Source organism: Methylobacterium sp. Leaf465, from assembly GCF_001424705.1.
Taxonomy (GTDB): domain Bacteria; phylum Pseudomonadota; class Alphaproteobacteria; order Rhizobiales; family Beijerinckiaceae; genus Methylobacterium.
The window spans coordinates 1-15,034 of sequence record NZ_LMRA01000005.1 but is presented as its reverse complement, the minus strand read 5'-3'; the positions used below and the strand labels follow the sequence as shown (position 1 = coordinate 15,034).

The 15,034-nt window shown below is 65.2% G+C and carries 14 protein-coding genes and 4 pseudogenes; 13 read left to right on the top strand and 5 right to left on the bottom strand.

Translation table 11 applies throughout. The annotated features are described in order from the left end of the window. Positions 1 to 106: 106 nt before the first annotated feature. Together ASG51_RS05010 and ASG51_RS24915 are read left to right on the top strand one after the other, a co-directional pair. Positions 107 to 1,543: pseudogene (locus tag ASG51_RS05010) on the top strand (MCP four helix bundle domain-containing protein); the annotation flags it as partial. Positions 1,544 to 1,607: 64 nt separating this feature from the next. Then, positions 1,608 to 1,895: pseudogene (locus ASG51_RS24915) on the top strand (methyl-accepting chemotaxis protein); the annotation flags it as partial. A 124-nt stretch (positions 1,896 to 2,019) separates the two neighbouring features. On the opposite strand, the gene ASG51_RS05005 reads toward ASG51_RS24915, so the two are convergent. Continuing rightward, entirely contained in the window at positions 2,020 to 2,910 is an 891-nt protein-coding gene (locus tag ASG51_RS05005) for a LysR substrate-binding domain-containing protein (RefSeq protein WP_244480065.1), read from the bottom strand. Positions 2,911 to 3,282: 372 nt separating this feature from the next. Between ASG51_RS05005 and ASG51_RS05000 the strand changes: the two genes are divergently transcribed. The 3 genes from ASG51_RS05000 (at position 3,283) to ASG51_RS04990 (ending at position 6,630) form a co-directional block, all read left to right on the top strand. Further along, complete coding sequence (locus ASG51_RS05000) at positions 3,283 to 3,552, top strand: hypothetical protein (protein ID WP_082501277.1); 270 nt, start codon at positions 3,283 to 3,285, stop codon at positions 3,550 to 3,552. A 359-nt stretch (positions 3,553 to 3,911) separates the two neighbouring features. Further along, positions 3,912 to 5,612, top strand: coding sequence for an ABC transporter ATP-binding protein (locus ASG51_RS04995; RefSeq protein WP_056379492.1), 1,701 nt, complete (start codon positions 3,912 to 3,914; stop codon positions 5,610 to 5,612). Next, positions 5,596 to 6,630 carry an HlyD family efflux transporter periplasmic adaptor subunit gene (locus ASG51_RS04990; RefSeq protein WP_056379490.1) on the top strand — a complete coding sequence of 345 codons (1,035 nt, stop codon included), beginning with the start codon at positions 5,596 to 5,598 and terminating at the stop codon, positions 6,628 to 6,630. Before ASG51_RS04995 ends, ASG51_RS04990 begins: the two co-directional genes overlap by 17 nt. Positions 6,631 to 7,418: 788 nt before the next feature. Here ASG51_RS04990 and ASG51_RS23885 read toward each other — a convergent pair. Together ASG51_RS23885 and ASG51_RS04980 are read right to left on the bottom strand one after the other, a co-directional pair. Further along, positions 7,419 to 7,718, bottom strand: a complete 300-nt coding sequence (locus tag ASG51_RS23885; RefSeq protein ID WP_156389575.1) for a hypothetical protein — start codon at positions 7,716 to 7,718, stop codon at positions 7,419 to 7,421. A 24-nt stretch (positions 7,719 to 7,742) separates the two neighbouring features. Further along, the gene (locus ASG51_RS04980; RefSeq protein WP_056379487.1) at positions 7,743 to 8,714 is read right to left on the bottom strand and encodes an alpha/beta hydrolase; all 972 of its coding nucleotides are present in this window, start codon (positions 8,712 to 8,714) and stop codon (positions 7,743 to 7,745) included. Positions 8,715 to 9,692: 978 nt separating this feature from the next. Between ASG51_RS04980 and ASG51_RS24910 the strand changes: the two are divergent. From ASG51_RS24910 to ASG51_RS04970, 3 genes and pseudogenes are all read left to right on the top strand, one after another. Next, a pseudogene (locus tag ASG51_RS24910) lies at positions 9,693 to 9,869 on the top strand (recombinase family protein); the annotation flags it as partial. A gap of 648 nt (positions 9,870 to 10,517) precedes the next feature. Then, the gene (locus ASG51_RS04975; protein WP_082501257.1) at positions 10,518 to 11,084 is read left to right on the top strand and encodes a PilZ domain-containing protein; all 567 of its coding nucleotides are present in this window, start codon (positions 10,518 to 10,520) and stop codon (positions 11,082 to 11,084) included. A gap of 361 nt (positions 11,085 to 11,445) precedes the next feature. Continuing rightward, a complete protein-coding gene (locus ASG51_RS04970; RefSeq protein WP_056218723.1) occupies positions 11,446 to 11,664 on the top strand; it encodes a hypothetical protein in 219 nt (72 codons plus the stop codon). A 384-nt stretch (positions 11,665 to 12,048) separates the two neighbouring features. On the opposite strand, the gene ASG51_RS04965 is transcribed toward ASG51_RS04970, so the two are convergent. Beyond that, the gene (locus ASG51_RS04965; RefSeq protein WP_056218727.1) at positions 12,049 to 12,240 is read right to left on the bottom strand and encodes a hypothetical protein; all 192 of its coding nucleotides are present in this window, start codon (positions 12,238 to 12,240) and stop codon (positions 12,049 to 12,051) included. Between the two features lie 342 nt (positions 12,241 to 12,582). Here ASG51_RS04965 and ASG51_RS04960 point away from each other — a divergent pair, with 342 nt between their 5' ends. From ASG51_RS04960 to ASG51_RS04940, 5 genes are all read left to right on the top strand, one after another. Continuing rightward, entirely contained in the window at positions 12,583 to 12,843 is a 261-nt protein-coding gene (locus tag ASG51_RS04960; protein ID WP_056379484.1) for a hypothetical protein, read from the top strand. Positions 12,844 to 13,180: 337 nt separating this feature from the next. Further along, positions 13,181 to 13,390 (top strand): hypothetical protein, encoded by a 210-nt coding sequence (locus tag ASG51_RS04955; protein ID WP_056218733.1) that lies wholly within the window; start codon positions 13,181 to 13,183, stop codon positions 13,388 to 13,390. Continuing rightward, entirely contained in the window at positions 13,350 to 13,658 is a 309-nt protein-coding gene (locus tag ASG51_RS04950; RefSeq protein ID WP_244476371.1) for a hypothetical protein, read from the top strand. Before ASG51_RS04955 ends, ASG51_RS04950 begins: the two co-directional genes overlap by 41 nt. A 3-nt stretch (positions 13,659 to 13,661) precedes the next feature. Next, positions 13,662 to 14,318: an SOS response-associated peptidase gene (locus ASG51_RS04945; RefSeq protein WP_056379483.1), complete on the top strand. Its 657-nt coding sequence runs from the start codon at positions 13,662 to 13,664 to the stop codon at positions 14,316 to 14,318. Positions 14,319 to 14,487: 169 nt separating this feature from the next. Continuing rightward, positions 14,488 to 14,940, top strand: a complete 453-nt coding sequence (locus ASG51_RS04940) for a BLUF domain-containing protein (protein WP_056273474.1) — start codon at positions 14,488 to 14,490, stop codon at positions 14,938 to 14,940. A 6-nt stretch (positions 14,941 to 14,946) separates the two neighbouring features. Here ASG51_RS04940 and ASG51_RS23880 read toward each other — a convergent pair. Then, positions 14,947 to 15,034, bottom strand: a pseudogene (locus ASG51_RS23880) (IS5/IS1182 family transposase); the annotation flags it as partial.

The window sequence follows — 15,034 nt, the reverse complement described above, 5'->3', positions numbered from 1 at the left end:
GCTGGCTGGTATTTGGGACACCAGAGAGTGTCCGCTTAACACTTTCCCGTAATGATGCGCCGCCACTGCATCGGACCTCTCCGCTCGGTAGCGCCGGGAACTCATCGTGTCTGTCAGAAATCTGTCTATCCGCGCCAAGCTGATCGCCGCTTTCTCGCTGCTGACACTGCTTGCTGTCGGGTTAGGATTGCTGGGGGTGATTGGCACGCACCGCATGCGGCAGCAGGCGCTCAACATCGAAACCAACTGGCTGCCGAGCATGCGCCTCCTCGGCGAGATTGATACGCTCACTGCACGGACCAGCGCTCTCGTCCTGCGTCACACGCAAGCCGTCGACCCGGCACTCGTCGCACGCATCGAGACCGACATGGAGCGCTTTGGCAAAAAGCTCGACGAGAAGAAGTCCGCTTTCGAGCCGATGATCGACACGTCTGACGAGCGTGCGCTCTACGAGACGTTCACGCGTGAAGCCCGGAATTTCGAGGGCGTGCGCCAGTCCATTCTTCAACTCTCGCGTGCCGGTCAGAAGGCTCAGGCCTACGCGCTCTATGAGAGTCAGGGCATCATCCCCCGCCGTGCAGCCTCCGCAGCCCTCGACAAGCTCGTTGCCATGAACAACGAGGGCGCCAGTGCAGCTCAGGCCGAGAGCAAGACCGTCTTCGAGACGACCCATACCTGGGGGCTCATCGCCATAGCACTGTGTCTCCTCATCTCCACCGTCTCTGCAACGCTCATCATCCACGGCGTCACGCACGGCATTCGCGCCGTGGTCCGGCCCATGCAGGCGCTGGCGGGCGGCGACCTCTCCGTGACCATCCCGCACCAGGGCGCCCGGACCGAGATCGGCACCATCGCGGACGCCGTCCAGGTGTTCAAGGACGGTCTGATCAGAATGCGGGCCCTGGAGGAGGACACGGTCCAGGCGCGGGCGGGGGCGGAGGCGCAGCGCCAGGCGGCGATGCGGGCGATGGCCGACAGCTTCGAAGGGGTGGTGGGCGGCATCCTCGGCATGGTGACGAGTTCGGCCACCGAGCTGCAGGCCACCGCCCGGAGCATGGCCGGCACCGCCACCCAGACCGCCAACCAGACGACCAGTGTCGCTGCCGCGGCGGAAGAAGCCGCTTCCAACGTCAACACCGTGGCGGCCGCGGCCGAGGAACTCGGCTCCTCGGTGCAGGAGATCGGCCGCCAGGTCGGCACGTCCGCCACGATGGCGCAGAGCGCGGTTCGAGAGGCCGCCGAGACGGCTGAGCTGGTCCAGCAGCTCAACACGGCCGTGGCGCGCATCGGCGACGTGGTCACGATGATCACCTCGATCGCCGGGCAGACCAACCTGCTGGCGCTGAACGCCACCATCGAGGCGGCGCGGGCCGGCGAGGCGGGCCGGGGCTTCGCGGTGGTGGCCGCCGAGGTCAAGGAGCTGGCCAACCAGACAGCGCGGGCCACGCAGGAGATCGGTGGGCATATCGCCCAGATCCAGGGCTCGACAGCGCGCGCTGTCTCGGCGATCGGCAGCATCACCGCACGTATTCAGGACATCAGCGGGGTTGCAACGACGATCGCGGCGGCGGTGGAGGAGCAGGGGGCGGCCACCCAGGAAATCGTGNATCGGCAGCATCACCGCACGTATTCAGGACATCAGCGGGGTTGCAACGACGATCGCGGCGGCGGTGGAGGAGCAGGGGGCGGCCACCCAGGAAATCGTGCGCAACGTCGCGCAGGCTGCGATGGGGACGAGCGAAGTCACGAGTAACATTTCGGGGGTAGCCGGCGCCGCCGAAGAGACGGGCGCGGCCGCGAGCCAGGTACTGGGCGCCGCCTCCGAGCTGTCACGCCAGTCCGAGCACTTGAACGCCCAGGTCCGTCAATTTCTCGCAACGGTGCGGGCGGCATAGATGGCCGGCAAAGCGCCGGACACGGTGATGAGGTTCCCATCGACGAGACGGTGCAGCCCTGTTTCGTGACGTTTCGGACCACCTGCGGTGTTCGCATGATGACAGTGTTGCCGGACCGGCGACACTACAAAGTGACTGTTTCCTGGCAGGTCGCGTGCCGCTCCAGCGCAGCGATGATCGTGGACGACAGAAGTTCTGCAGCTGGTGAGAGGGGGCCGGGCGCCCGGTAGAGGACGATCTCGGTGTCCGGCAGCTTCGGCAATCGTAGGCGATTGCCGACCGAGACCAGTCCCGCCGGGATCATCTCGGTCGGCAGCACGGTGACACCGAGTCCCGCCTGAACCGCCGCTTGAAGGCCCGCCAGGCTCTGACTCGTGTAGACCACGCGCCAGGGGCGTCCGCTCGCATCCAGCGCGGACAAGGCGCGCCGGCGGTACACGTCGGGCGAAGGCGGAAGGACGAGCGGCACCGGATCGCTGGCTTCCGTGAGGAGGCGGGGCGATGCGGCCCAGTCGAGGATTTCCCGCCAGACCTTCGTGCCGCCGCCGGACCCCTGGGGCTCGCGCTTGAACAGCATCAGGTCGTAGCGGCCCTTCGAGAAATCGTCGAGCAGGTTCACGGTGAAGTCGCAGCACACCTCCAGCGCGACCTGCGGGTGGGCGCGCGCGAAGCGGGCCAGGATGTCCGATAGGTGCACGGTGGCGAAATCCTCGGGTGTGCCCAGCCGAACCACGCCCCGCACATCCGGTTCGACGATGCGAGAAAGGACCTCGCTCCCGAGCTTCAGCATCTGCCTCGCATACGTCAGCAGAACCTCGCCTTCGGGCGTCAACTGCAATTCCCGACCATCCCGGTCGAACAGGCGTTGTCCAAGGCCCTCCTCCAGCCGCTTGATCTGCAGGGAGACCGTCGACTGGGTCAGCTCCATGCGCCGGGCGGCGCGGGTGAAGCTGCCATTGTCGACGATGGCCACGAAGGTGCGCAGAAGATCGAGATCGAAGGGGAGCGATGGCATCGGCATCCCTTTGATGTCGAGGCCTTCATTCGCCGTACAAGAAGCTGGGACAAAGTCTCGCTGAGCAGATTGACCGAATTCGGTTCCCGTGTGACGGATCGCACATGAAGACTGAAGTGTATGCTACTGGGTATTTTGAATACAATGACTTCTGCCGTATCGTAAGCGGCGGTGATCGCTCTATTTGAAAACGCAATGCTTTGCATTGTGACGGAGACATTGTCGATTGCCTGGGCTTATCCAAATCTCTGTTGTGGCAGCACGGGACCGATGCGGCGGACAGAGGCCGCTTCGAGCCCCAGCCCAATCACGCGAACCCACCGGTTCGCGTGCCCCAAGCCCAAGCAATGGAGATGAGCCATGAAAGCCGTGATGAAGACCTTTGCTGCGACGCTCGTGGTCGCCCTCGGTGTCGCCGGGGCGACCTCGGTGGCGATGGCCGACTACCGGGTCGGTCCGCAGCAGCGCCCCCTTCCCCCCACCACCTGGGACGGTCTGGTCACCGGCGCGATCACGCTGCCGACAGATCAGGGCTACAGCGCATACGGTTGCCGGCGGAGTTCGGCTCAGGAAGGGAACGCCAATCAGCAGAACTTTCCGGTCCAGCAGTACGGCCAGGTCTCGGGTGGTTATCGCTGCTGACGCCCCTGCCGCCGGCCCATGGGCCGGTGGACGACGCTGACCCCGCGGGCCGCCGGCCAGACCCCCTCGGTTCGCCGAAGCCGACAGGCTCTGGCGAACCGCTACGCGAGCGCCCGCCGCACATGCGTTCCAAGACCCCCGCATAGCCCTGCATCCGGCAGGACCGCTTTTCCCGCGGCTGCCTGGAGTGCGAGGCGCCCGTCAGGCGCCCAGCCGACCGCCCGTTGCAGAGCGGATCGGTCGAGTCCGCACGGACGCGCAGCCGGGGCAAAGGTTGCGCCGTCCTCATACGAAATCCGAGCACTGGCCGGTCGCGGATCGCGAGCGGCTGCGTGCGCCACCCTGGAACGATGTGAACCATGATCGCGCCGCCGCACACACCGCTGACCTTGGCAAAGGCCTGCAAGCTGATCGGACGCCTCCTGAAGCCGGAGGCCGGATACGTCTGGATGGCGGTCGTCTACGGGGCCGCCATCGCCCTCCTGGGCCTTGCCACGCCCATCTCGGTCCAGTTGCTGATCAATTCGGTCGCGAACACCGCGCTGCCGGCGCCCCTGTTCGTGCTGTCCGGACTTCTCCTGCTCCTGCTGGCGATCGCGGCGGCGCTCAGCGCCGCCCGGGTCTACCTCATGGCGCTGTTCGAGCGGCGCGTCTTCGGCCGCATCGTGGCGGAGATCACCCTGCGCGCGGTCCACGCCCGCAATCCGTTCTTCGACGACGCCCAGCGGGGCGACCTGTTCAATCGGTTCTTCGACCTCATGACGGTCCAGAGGGCGGTGCCGCACCTTCTGATCGGCGGCTTTGCCATCGTCCTCCAATCGACCCTCGGCCTGATCCTGACGAGCTTCTACCACCCTTTCTTCCTGGCCTTTAACGGGGTCCTCGTCGGCGCGCTGCTGTTCCTGTGGCTGGTCTGGGCCGGCCCGGCGATCCGCTCGGGTGTGCGGCTCAGCCACGCCAAGCACGACACCGCCCGCTGGCTGGAGAGCGTGGGCGGCTCGAACGGGTTCTACAAGAGCAGCCGCCACCTCGACTTCGCCCTGCAGCGCTCGGAAGCCGTGACGGCCGCCTATGTGCGGGCGCACCGCCGCCACTTCGGTCACACCTTCGCGCAGACCCTCGGCTGCCTTACGGTCTACGCCGTTGCCAGCGCGGCCCTGCTGGCGCTGGGCGGATGGCTGATCCTGCAGGGCCAGCTCTCGATCGGGCAGCTCGTGGCGGCCGAACTCGTCCTGTCGGGGGTGTTCTACGGCATCTCGCAGCTCGGCTCCTACCTGGAGAGCTTCTACGACCTCGTGGCCGCGCTGCACGAACTGTCGCTGTTCTACGACATCGAGCAGGAGAACGACCTCGCGCGGACGGGGGCGGTGCCGGCGACCGGCTCCCTTCGCCTACGCGACGTCGAGGTCGAGGGCGGGCGCCTGGACTTCGCCGTCGGCAGCGGCGAGCAGATCGCCGTCACCGCGGAGGCGCAGGTCGAGCAAGCGGTGGCCGCGCTGCTCAAGCGCTCGGTGCAGCCGCGGCGCGGGTTGGTGATGATCGGCGGGGCCGACATCGCCTCCTTCGAGATGTATCGCCTGCGCTCCGAGATCCTGGTTCTCGACCGTCCGACGCTCGTCGAGACCACGATCCGCGCCTACCTCGCCCTCGCGGACGACCAGGGAGGAGCCACGACCCAGGATTGCCTCGACCGCCTCGGTCTGTCGGAGCGCATCCTGCAGCTGCCGCAGGGCCTCGACACGCCGCTCTCGTCCTCGGGCTGGCCGCTCTCGACCCGCGAGATCATGGCCCTGAAGCTGGCCGCGGCGGTGGCGCGGCCCCCCAAGCTCCTGATCCTGAGTACCCTCTACGACCTCGTGGCGCCCGAACACGTCGCGGCGGCTCTGGTGGCCCTGCGCCAGGCGGGCACGACGGTTCTGCACTTCACCCAACGTCCCGAGATACAGGCCTACGACGGCTATCTCTGGCTCTGCAGGCGCGACCAGGTCCGGTTCGCGGATCCCGCGGGTCTGCTCGCCCGCGCCAACGACAAGGAGACGTCCCGTGCTGTCGCGGCCTGAACACCTGCATCACTTCCCGACGCTGACCGCGATCCGCCCGCCCCGTGCCGCCCTCGCGCTCGCCTGGATGCTCGGTATCGGCCTCGTCCTGGCGGCGCTGATCCTCCTCACCGTGCCCTGGGTCCAGACCTCGGTCGGAACGGGCCGCGTGATCGCGCCCAACCCGGCCGACCGCGTGCAGACGATCACGGCCCTCGTCCAAGGGCGGGTCGAGCACTGGTACGTGGAGGATGGCCAAAGGGTCCGGGCGGGCGATCCGATCGCACGGCTTGCCGACAACGACCCCTTCCTGCTTCAGCGGCTCGGGGCCGAGCGGGAGCAGATCGAGGCCGAGATCGCGGCCGCCGAACAGGCGGTGCGGGTGGCCGAGAGCGAGGTCAGCCAGACCCGGGAGGCGGCGGACAAGGGCTTCGTGACGCGGCGCAACTTCGAGGCCGCGCAGATCCGTGTCGCGGAGCGCCGCGTGCGGCTGGCCGAGGTCAGGGGGAAGCTGAGTCGCCTGGATGTGACGGCGAACCGTCAGGCGGCGCAGCTGGTGCGCGCACCACGCGATGGGCGGATCCTGCATATCAACGCGGCGGCCGGAGCGACCCTGGTCAATGCCGGGGACATCCTCGCAACCCTGGCTCCGCACGCCTCCACGCGCGTGGTGGAACTGATGGTCGATGGCCGCGACGTGGCCCTGATCCGGCCCGGGCAGCCCGTGCGCCTCGCCTTCGAGGGCTGGCCGGCCATTCAGTTCAGCGGCTGGCCATCGGTGGCCCACGGCCTGTTCGATGGGCAGGTTCGGATGATCGACCCCTCGGCTCAGCCGAACGGCCTGTTCCGGGTCCTGGTGGAGCCGGCACCCGGCAAGATCGCCTGGCCGGACGTCGCGTTCATTCCCCTGGGCGCCAAGGTGCGCGGCTGGATCCAGATGGAGACGGTGACGGTCGGCTACGAACTCTGGCGCGTCCTGAACAACTTCCCGCTGGAATTCCGCAGGCCCGGTCGCGAGGGGCAGGAGGCGACAAGATGAGACGCCGTCGAACTGCATGCCCGTTATCTTCCCCGATGGTCGGAAGGCCGATGGCGGCCATCCACGCGGTTCCTGCGTTCGAGGATTCCGATCCCGGATGGGGTGTCGAACGCCTGCTTCCCAGCATCGCCTCAAGGACGCGGAAGGGCAGGGGTGGGTCGAATGCGGATGGCCCGCTTCACGATGGGGTCATACGCACACCGGACGGCAACGATGTCGGGAAACAGCGGTCGTTCCGACATCAGACGTCGCCGAGGCGGCTGTCAGCCGACCTTCAGGCCGGCCTGAAACGCGAAGGCCCACCGTTTCGGTCCGCGGTCTTCCGGTGACGGTTAAGGAAGCTTTAACCACCTTGATCGAAACTGCATCTATCAGATCGGAGATGGGGTGTTTGCCTCGGTCCGAGCCGATCACGCTGCTGGCCGACACGGCCGGCCGCAATACTGTACGACTGAAGCCGGTTGGTCCGATGGGAGCGGGAGCCTTGCTCGCCTGTCGAGCTGACCGGCTTCGCCATGCGTGGGACAGGCGTAACATGTTGCGGGAATAGTGCTTCCACGTGATCAGGCGTAGGCTCGCCGGATGTTCAGGTGGCGCATCTACCTTGTGACGACAGCGGTGCTTGCACTTCCCATCAGCGGCTTCTGGCTTCATGCCTGGCACATCGGGGCCGGCTTGAAGTGGCTTGAGCCGGACGTCGATTTGTTGGTGATCGCAGCTCTTTCCGTCGGAGCCAGTGCGTTTCTGGCCTTTTCCGTGACGAGATCGATTGCGCGGTCCTAGGCCCGTCAGGAATTGTAGCTGACGAGCGCGACCACCCACGATCCGTGATCCTTCACGAGGGCCTGTGCTCCAGCCTCGCTGGCCGTCGGAGCATGAGAGCCGGATGGCTGGATCTCATAGACGTCATAGCTTGCCGCCGTGCTCGTTGGCCCGACGTGACCAAACCCGCGAGCCGCACGGCCATGATGGCGGTCAAAGAGAAAGACCGCATCATCCGGGGAAGCCACGTTCCCGGCTTGACCAAAGCGTGCCGTATCGCCGTAGACGCGGCCCGTAGCTCTCTCGATTGCGATGTAGTGTGCCATGCGAATTCGTCCCGCCCTTTCTGATTACACACGGTCGCCGCGTGCCATCTCGAACGCGCGGTCGATGGCCTGAACGACCTGCTTTGGCGCGAGATGATGGATCATGTGGCCCATGCCTGGGACGACGATGAATTCGCTCTGAGGCAAGGCGTGGTGCAATCGCTTGGATTGACGTCCGACATTTGCAATCTGATCGTCGGCCCCGGCGATGATGACGACGGGCAATTTGAGTTCGCGGTAGTGCGCCTGCAGTTCGACCGTCACCGGGGTCATCAACGCAGCATCCTCAGCGGATGCTCGGAGCTGCAGAGGTCGCAGCATCATCTCCTTGGGGAACTCCCGATCAAACCGCTCCGGCACCCGAGCCGGCGCGAACATCCCCTTGATCATGCCCGGCATGAGAGCCCGACCAACGAGTGGCGATACGGTGTAGCGCAGGACGTCCCCGATGCCGGGGATCGCCGGGGGTGAAGCCAGGATCACATCGGCCCGCAGCGTCGGGTAGTAGTAGCCCGAAGCCAGGACGAGGCTCCGCACGAGGCTTGGCGCCTGCAGCGCCAGCGCGATGGCGACAAGGCTGCCCCAGGAGTGTCCGAGGACCACCGCGTTCGAGACGCCGAGCCGCTCCAGAGCCTTTTCGTACAACGTCGCATGAGCCCGCGGGGTCCAGATCCCGCGGGGCCGGCTGCTGTAGCCATAGCCCGGCCGGTCGAAGATGATGACCCGGTAGCGCTTGGCGAGCTCGTCCACGATTCCGCTGACCAGGAAGTCCTGGATCATCGTGCCGTTGCCGTGGATCAGCACCAAGGGCTGACCGTGGCCTCGGACGATGTAGTGCAAGCGCACACCATCCACGGTCATGAAGTCGCCGATGGGCGGCGTGCGCCGCTCGGCTTCGCGGGCGCTCACGACCGCAAACAGCGCGGATGCACCAAGAGCAGCAGCAGACCCGATGAGAGCGGGAACCAGCCAGGGCGTGGTCGAGCGGCGCGTCATAGTGTGATCCTCTGGGGTGAAAGTGGCTCCCTGATCGAGGAGACGGTGCGCGTGCGATGCGGGTCGAGCGTTCTCAGGGACGAGGGGCGGTTTCCAGGAGCCGGGGTGCCATCGCGGCGAGAGCCAGGAGTGGCCCTGGCATCACGACGCTGGCCCGCCGCATGGTCTGAGCAGCGGCTCGGCAACCCTGGATGTCGTTCGTGCCCGCCGCGCTCTCGATCTGCTGCATGTTCTCGGCGGAAGGTTTGGGAGCCGCGGGCGCAGCCGGGACCGTCGCAGACGCGACCTTCGCAGGTCCCGATGCCGTGGCCGTGGAGCCTGCCGGAGCGGCCTTGTTCTGCGCCTCACCCTGGGGGCCAGCCGCACCCGGTCCGGAGGCCGTGATCTGCCCGCTCTGACCCGAGGTGTTCTGGGGCGTGCCCGGAGCTGAGGGCTTCGCTGACGTATCGTCACTCTTCTTGGCCGTCACCGCCGTAGCGAGCTGTGGCGGTGCCTCCGCGGCCTTTGTCGCGGCCTCGGGCTGTTTCACGAAGGCAACGAGTTCCGTGCAAAGGTTCGCCGGTCTACCGGTTCCGCCGCTGCTATTGGGCGTGGGCTGACTCAATGCGCCTTGAGCGCGTGCAAGGGCTGGGTTCAGAACCAGCGCGGCGATCGTCATCGCCTTTAAAGCCCGCATGTCGATGTCCTTGGATCAGCCGGGAACGGCGCAGACGCGTTCGGAGGTGCTGATCACAAGAAACTGATCGCAGGGTGATTGGTTGCGATGGAACCTCGATGATGAACCCCAGAAAGCACTAGACATTCGCTCGAATGGCCGGGATGTCGAAGATCCGATTGTTTTCCGATTACCCTTGCCGGGCCCGATCTACGCACCCTTGAGACGCCCCATCTCTGTCGGGAAAGATAGGATTGGATTTCCATTGCGGATGAAACGTACCGGAATCACGTTCCCGATATGCCCTCGTCTCGACCCTCGACCTGCAGCGTGATGCGCTGACACGAGCCGGCTGCGAGTGCCTGCTCGAGGAGAAGACGTTCGATAAGGCCGGGATCAAGGGCCCCGAGTTCGAGGCGGCCCTCGCCTCACTCCGCCCACAGACGTGCTCGTCGTCTGGACGCTCGCTCGTCCAGATGATGCGCACCATCGACTCTCTCGATCGCGGCCATTGCCACGCGCCTCGGGGTCAGCCGGGACACGCTCTTCAGCGAGTTCCTCCAGGCCCGCCCCCGCAGCGAGGCAGACGTAGCGGATCCGGCGCGAACACCGCTTCGTCTACCCCACCGACTGGCCGCATCTCTCGGCCGTGATCCGCTTCGAGCGAGCCAAGAGACGTTGCGAGGTCTGCGCCCGTCCGCATGGACGGCGCGTCTTCCATCTGACGGATGGGCGCTGGTGGGACGGAGGGGAGGGCTCCTGGCGTGACGGGGCAGAGCGCTTCGTCTGTCCGGCGAGTGGGGCCGACGATGCTCTGGGTACCGTACGAACCACATGCGTGATCCTGACCACCGGCGACCGCGACACGACGAACAACGCGACCCGGGACCGTTCGGCCTTTGGCCAGCGCAGCCTCATGAACTCCGATCGACCCGAGCACCAGCGTCGGCGCTGGTATACCCTGTTCAGGCGCAGAGCTTTAGGTGATCTCTTCAGGGCCCGTACTAGAATTGCATCTACCCAATGTCTCACAGGAAGTTCCGCAGAGACACAAAATTCTTTTCCCGGGTAATTTCATTGTTTGTTAACCCGACAATCGGGATATTGGCTCGAGTTTGATGTATTAATGCAACAAAATGGTATAGTAGATGCCCGATCGGCGACGGTTCAAAAGACAGCAATGCAATCTTGAAGCGAGGATCTTCGTTCCGCTCTCAAGTAACGCTATTCCTTGCCTCATCACGGATATCTCAACTCACGGAAGCTTCGTGCGTACGCCGAAGAACGCGCCCATCCCGGCAAATTTCGATCTTGCGATCGGCTTGAGCAGCCTACCCCGTGCGTGTCGCATCGCCCGGCGAGAAGCGGACGGCTATGGCATCGAATTCCTTGATCCTGTTCGTCATGAGGTAGAGGAAATCCTCATCGAGACCGCATTCAAGGAAGACCTCGTCTTCGAAGCGCTCAACCCAGCCCTGGACAGCGAAGCCACGATGACCCGGGTGCGTCTTCGTCGAGCCGTCGACGCGGTGATGGATCTGATCGAGCGGCGCAACGCCATGGGCTGGGCGTATATCGAGCCCTTGCCGGATCCGTTTGATCAATCTCGGGAAGCGCTTCGCAGCACCAGCGCGGCTCTGATGCCGGCTTCGACCGCAAAGCTCTTGGCGCCTCCCTTCAGCAAGGGGCAAGGCCGTCGTTCGGCGGCTTTGTGACCGCCGCACCACGAGCGATGTTTCTCGTTCGTTCCGCAGGCCGAAGGTCTCGCCTCAGGAGGGGTCTTGGATCAGAAGAGGGGGCATTCCAGCTTCTGGTCCCGTGTCATGCTCCTCGCTTCCCATTCCGTCCTCCGGCAGCATCGCGAAGTCGTCGCCGTGATGGCCACCTATGGGATGTTCCTCGGCGGCATGCTGGTGCTCGCCTGGGCGATCTCCTGAGGGAGTCCGTGGATCGGTACGAGGCCATCGTGCATTGCGCGGCAGGGATCCGCGGCCGGGGGCCGCGCTGTCCCGGGTGGTGGCGTTCAGCGAGCTGAGATAGACCCGCCGCCCCAGGATGGGTGTGATAGGGGACGGAATGAGCGACCAGCGCAGCGCCGATTTCCTTGCCGTGGTCATCGAGAATGCGGAGCTGCGCCGGCAACTCGCGGAGGTTCAGGACCAATGCGTCGAGCTGGCGGTCGACGCGGGTGAGCAGCACGCCGCGAACGAGGCCCTGCGTCTCCGACTGGCGCAGGCCGAGCGCGAGTGCGATGCTTGGCGCGCAGAGGCCGAACAGGGGCGGCGCACGGGCTGACTTGTCGGGGGGGCGCACCATTCGACCACCGGTTCGACTGATCGAGGCTCGTGAAGCCGGTCGTTCCCGCGCAAGCCAAAAGGCCTCCCGGGCGTTCCATGTCGTGCCGACGGTTGCCAAAGCCGAGATGCCTGAATGGGGAGGGCATACGAACGGGTTGCCCGCGGAGACGGTCGAGGTACGCGATGACGTGATCGCCCGGGGCGAGGCGCATCGGAACGAGCCCATCGCAACCCTTCATGCCCTCGGCAGCCGGGGAGAGCGTTCGACGGCGAACCTATGAATGCGAGGGCAGATCGAGGGCCCGCTCGCCGCGATGCGGTGGCGTCGCGCCTGACTGCACGCGCTAGAGCCACGCACCGGGTAACCCGCCTGCCACGCGGCTCATTCCCAGTCGATCTCCAGGGAGCGCTCGAACGCCCCATCGCCGAGTTCCTTGCCTTTTGGATCGACGACCACGACGTCCCGAAAGCCTCGCCGCCGCAGCTCCCACGTCTTCTCCATCGCCTGTTCGTCCGTGCCGCAGGCGAAGGTCATCACCCTGCCACTCGGATCAATCCCCTTCACTGTGAACACGACATCTTCTCCGCTCTCGACCGGGATATGGGGTTGGCATTTGCGAGATCGTAGCCCGGATCGGATCACAGGTGGCCAAGTGGGGCAGCCTGGATCCTGGATCGGAAACGTCCGCTCAGGCAATGTCTCTGGTATACCTCTATCAGATGCAACGCCTTGGGATGTCTCTTCGGTGCCCCGTGCCTGACCAGCCGAGGCCGGATTTGCGACGCTCATTTTTAATCCGGTGCAGTGCGTGTCCCCTGGCACGTCAAGAATGAAAACGGCCCCCCATATTGTTTTCAGACAGAGAGAAACGAACCAAGACATTGGTTTGTACTGTGAAGGAGCTCGTAAGCCTTAATGAAGACCCGTATCGCCGCCCTCGCCACCGCCCTTGTCCTTGGCGCTGCTCCGATCTCGTCCGCCACAGCCTATGACAGCCCCTCTCGCTACACGTCGTTCGCACCCTACGACGTCGAGACCACGGGCTCGGTCAACGATGTGCGCCGTCCTCCGGCCTATCTCGGTTGCCCGATGAGCTCGGCCGCCGAGGGCAACGCCAACCAGCAGAACTTCCCCACCCAGCAATACGGCCAGACCTCGGGCGGAAACCGCTGCTGATTGGACTCGCGACGGAGACTCCCATGCTGGTGAAAGGCTTCTCCACCGCGATGATCGTTGCCTTCGCGGGTGGCATCGTCTGCACCATCGTCGGCTCGGCCAACGCCTCCTTGAGCCTGTAAAGGCCGAGCCCTACGGATATGCCTTCGAGACCCGCCTAGCCCTGGCCGCGGCGGGTCTCTTGCTATGCTTGACAGCTTTTCGAGGCGCAGCGTGACGCTCCCCCTGGCAAGGCGTTTCTGCCGTCTGTCCCCGGTCTGCACAGGTCGTCCACAAAGCGTTTGACCCGCGCCCGTCCAGAATGTTCCTGCTTTGTACTGAAGGGGGGACAAGACCCATGACCGCAACGCAGATCGCCGAGATGGCGTCCATGAGCGAGGCCGAGATGATCGCTCTGGCCTACGCAGAAGCGGCCGGTGGCGATGCCCGCCGGGCCCTGCTGCAGGCCATCGAGGACATCCTGAGCTTGGAGGCGAAGCTGGCCACGGCCGAACGGCGGATCTCCTATGGCTACGTTCGCGGTGCCGGACCCGGTCGGGGCACCTGACGTGGAGCGCCTGTGCGATGTCCGCGCCGAACGCATCGTCCTCCTGTGCAGTCCCTGCGGACGGCGCGGATCCTATGTAATTGAGCGACTGCGCCAGCGCTTCGGCGCGCATGCCTCGGTGCTGGACGTGTACCTGGCCCTCACGCAAACCTGCCGCTTCCAGCGCGAGGTTGGAAGCCGGACCCCCAACGTCTACGGCATGACGTGCCGGGCCAAGCTCGACACCACGGGTGGCCCTGAACCCGCGGGGCTGCCGTCGAGGACCTGAGCCATGTGCAACCTCTACAGCCTGATCACGCCCCAGGCCGAGATCCGCGCTTCCTTCGGCGTGTCGGTCGATCGCACCGGCAACCTGCCGCCGCTGCCGGGCATCTTCCCCGATCAGCGCGCGCCGATCGTGCGCGTGACCGAGGACGGCGAACGCGTCCTGGAGATGTTGCGCTGGGGCATCCCGGGCCCGAAGTCGTTCGGCGAGCATCCTGTGACCAACGTGCGCAACGTGAAGAGCCCGCACTGGCGGCCCTGGCTGAAGCCGGAGTACCGCTGCTTGGTACCGGTCTCCTCGTTCAGCGAGTACGCCGACACCAAGCCGCGAAAGACGCCGACCTGGTTCGCTCTCGGCGAGGACCGGCCGCTGTTTGCGTTCGCCGGCATCTGGCGCCCCTGGACGGGGGTGCGCGGCACGAAGGCCGAGAACCCCGACCGCATCGAGGAGGAGCACCACCTGTTCTCCTTCCTGACCTGCGAGGCCAACGGTATCGTCGGCCCGGTCCACCCGAAGGCCATGCCGGTGCTGCTGACGACGCCGGAGGCGTGGAGCACCTGGCTCGCGGCCCCGACCGAGATTGCGCTGGAGCTTCAGCGTCCCCTGCCGGATGCGATGATGCGGATCGTGGCGACGGGATCTCGAAAGGATCCGGCAGAGTGAAAAATCGAGCGGCTTCGCAAATTCCTACCTTGTCATTTGATTAACTTAGCTGCCAAACAAGCAAATCAGATTAAAGACGATCTTCACCGGGCTACGTTATCAATCCATCTGGTCGAGAGAGAAAAAGATCTACTCATACAACGCCTGATGGCAGAAGCGAAAAACTGCGATGATCCACCAGCTTGTTTATTACAGCCGCAACGTCGTCCTCGGCAACGACCGGGCGATGCTGACGAATTTGCGGGAGATCGTCACAGCCTCACAGCGCAACAACAGCCGAGACGGGATCACCGGGTTCCTGATCTTCGACAAGACCTGGTTCATCCAGATCCTGGAGGGTGAGCAGGCGCAGGTAAGCGCGACCTATACTCGTATTGCACGGGATCCGCGCCACACGACGGCGACCATCATGGATGCGCGCAACAGTCCGAGCCGCTCCTTTCCCAACTGGACCATGGGAGGCGCCATGCGGACGCCGGAGGTGGAAGAGGTCTACCTGCAGCATGGCATCGGCAGCGCCATCGAGCCCACACGCCTGAAGAGCACGCAGGTCATCAACCTCGCGCTCGACCTCCAGGCCTTCGATACCGCCAAGCGTCAGGCGCAGCGTCTCGCCAGCTAGGGTCTGTCATCGCTTGAGCCAATCGAGGGCCGCGGCAAGACAGAGGACGCCCATGAAGCTGACGGTCGTCTTCTCGTAGCGTGTGGCGATGGCG

Excerpts from the sequence above, each read along its gene's own strand:
- ASG51_RS05005 (WP_244480065.1), bottom strand. The coding sequence starts at position 2,910 with ATGCCATCGCTCCCCTTCGATCTCGATCTTCTGCGCACCTTCGTGGCC.
- ASG51_RS05000 (WP_082501277.1), top strand. The coding sequence starts at position 3,283 with ATGAAGACCTTTGCTGCGACGCTCGTGGTCGCCCTCGGTGTCGCCGGG.
- ASG51_RS04995 (WP_056379492.1), top strand. The coding sequence starts at position 3,912 with ATGATCGCGCCGCCGCACACACCGCTGACCTTGGCAAAGGCCTGCAAG.
- ASG51_RS23885 (WP_156389575.1), bottom strand. The coding sequence starts at position 7,718 with ATGGCACACTACATCGCAATCGAGAGAGCTACGGGCCGCGTCTACGGC.
- ASG51_RS04980 (WP_056379487.1), bottom strand. The coding sequence starts at position 8,714 with ATGACGCGCCGCTCGACCACGCCCTGGCTGGTTCCCGCTCTCATCGGG.
- ASG51_RS04975 (WP_082501257.1), top strand. The coding sequence starts at position 10,518 with ATGCCCGATCGGCGACGGTTCAAAAGACAGCAATGCAATCTTGAAGCG.
- ASG51_RS04970 (WP_056218723.1), top strand. The coding sequence starts at position 11,446 with ATGAGCGACCAGCGCAGCGCCGATTTCCTTGCCGTGGTCATCGAGAAT.
- ASG51_RS04960 (WP_056379484.1), top strand. The coding sequence starts at position 12,583 with ATGAAGACCCGTATCGCCGCCCTCGCCACCGCCCTTGTCCTTGGCGCT.
- ASG51_RS04955 (WP_056218733.1), top strand. The coding sequence starts at position 13,181 with ATGACCGCAACGCAGATCGCCGAGATGGCGTCCATGAGCGAGGCCGAG.
- ASG51_RS04950 (WP_244476371.1), top strand. The coding sequence starts at position 13,350 with ATGGCTACGTTCGCGGTGCCGGACCCGGTCGGGGCACCTGACGTGGAG.
- ASG51_RS04945 (WP_056379483.1), top strand. The coding sequence starts at position 13,662 with ATGTGCAACCTCTACAGCCTGATCACGCCCCAGGCCGAGATCCGCGCT.
- ASG51_RS04940 (WP_056273474.1), top strand. The coding sequence starts at position 14,488 with ATGATCCACCAGCTTGTTTATTACAGCCGCAACGTCGTCCTCGGCAAC.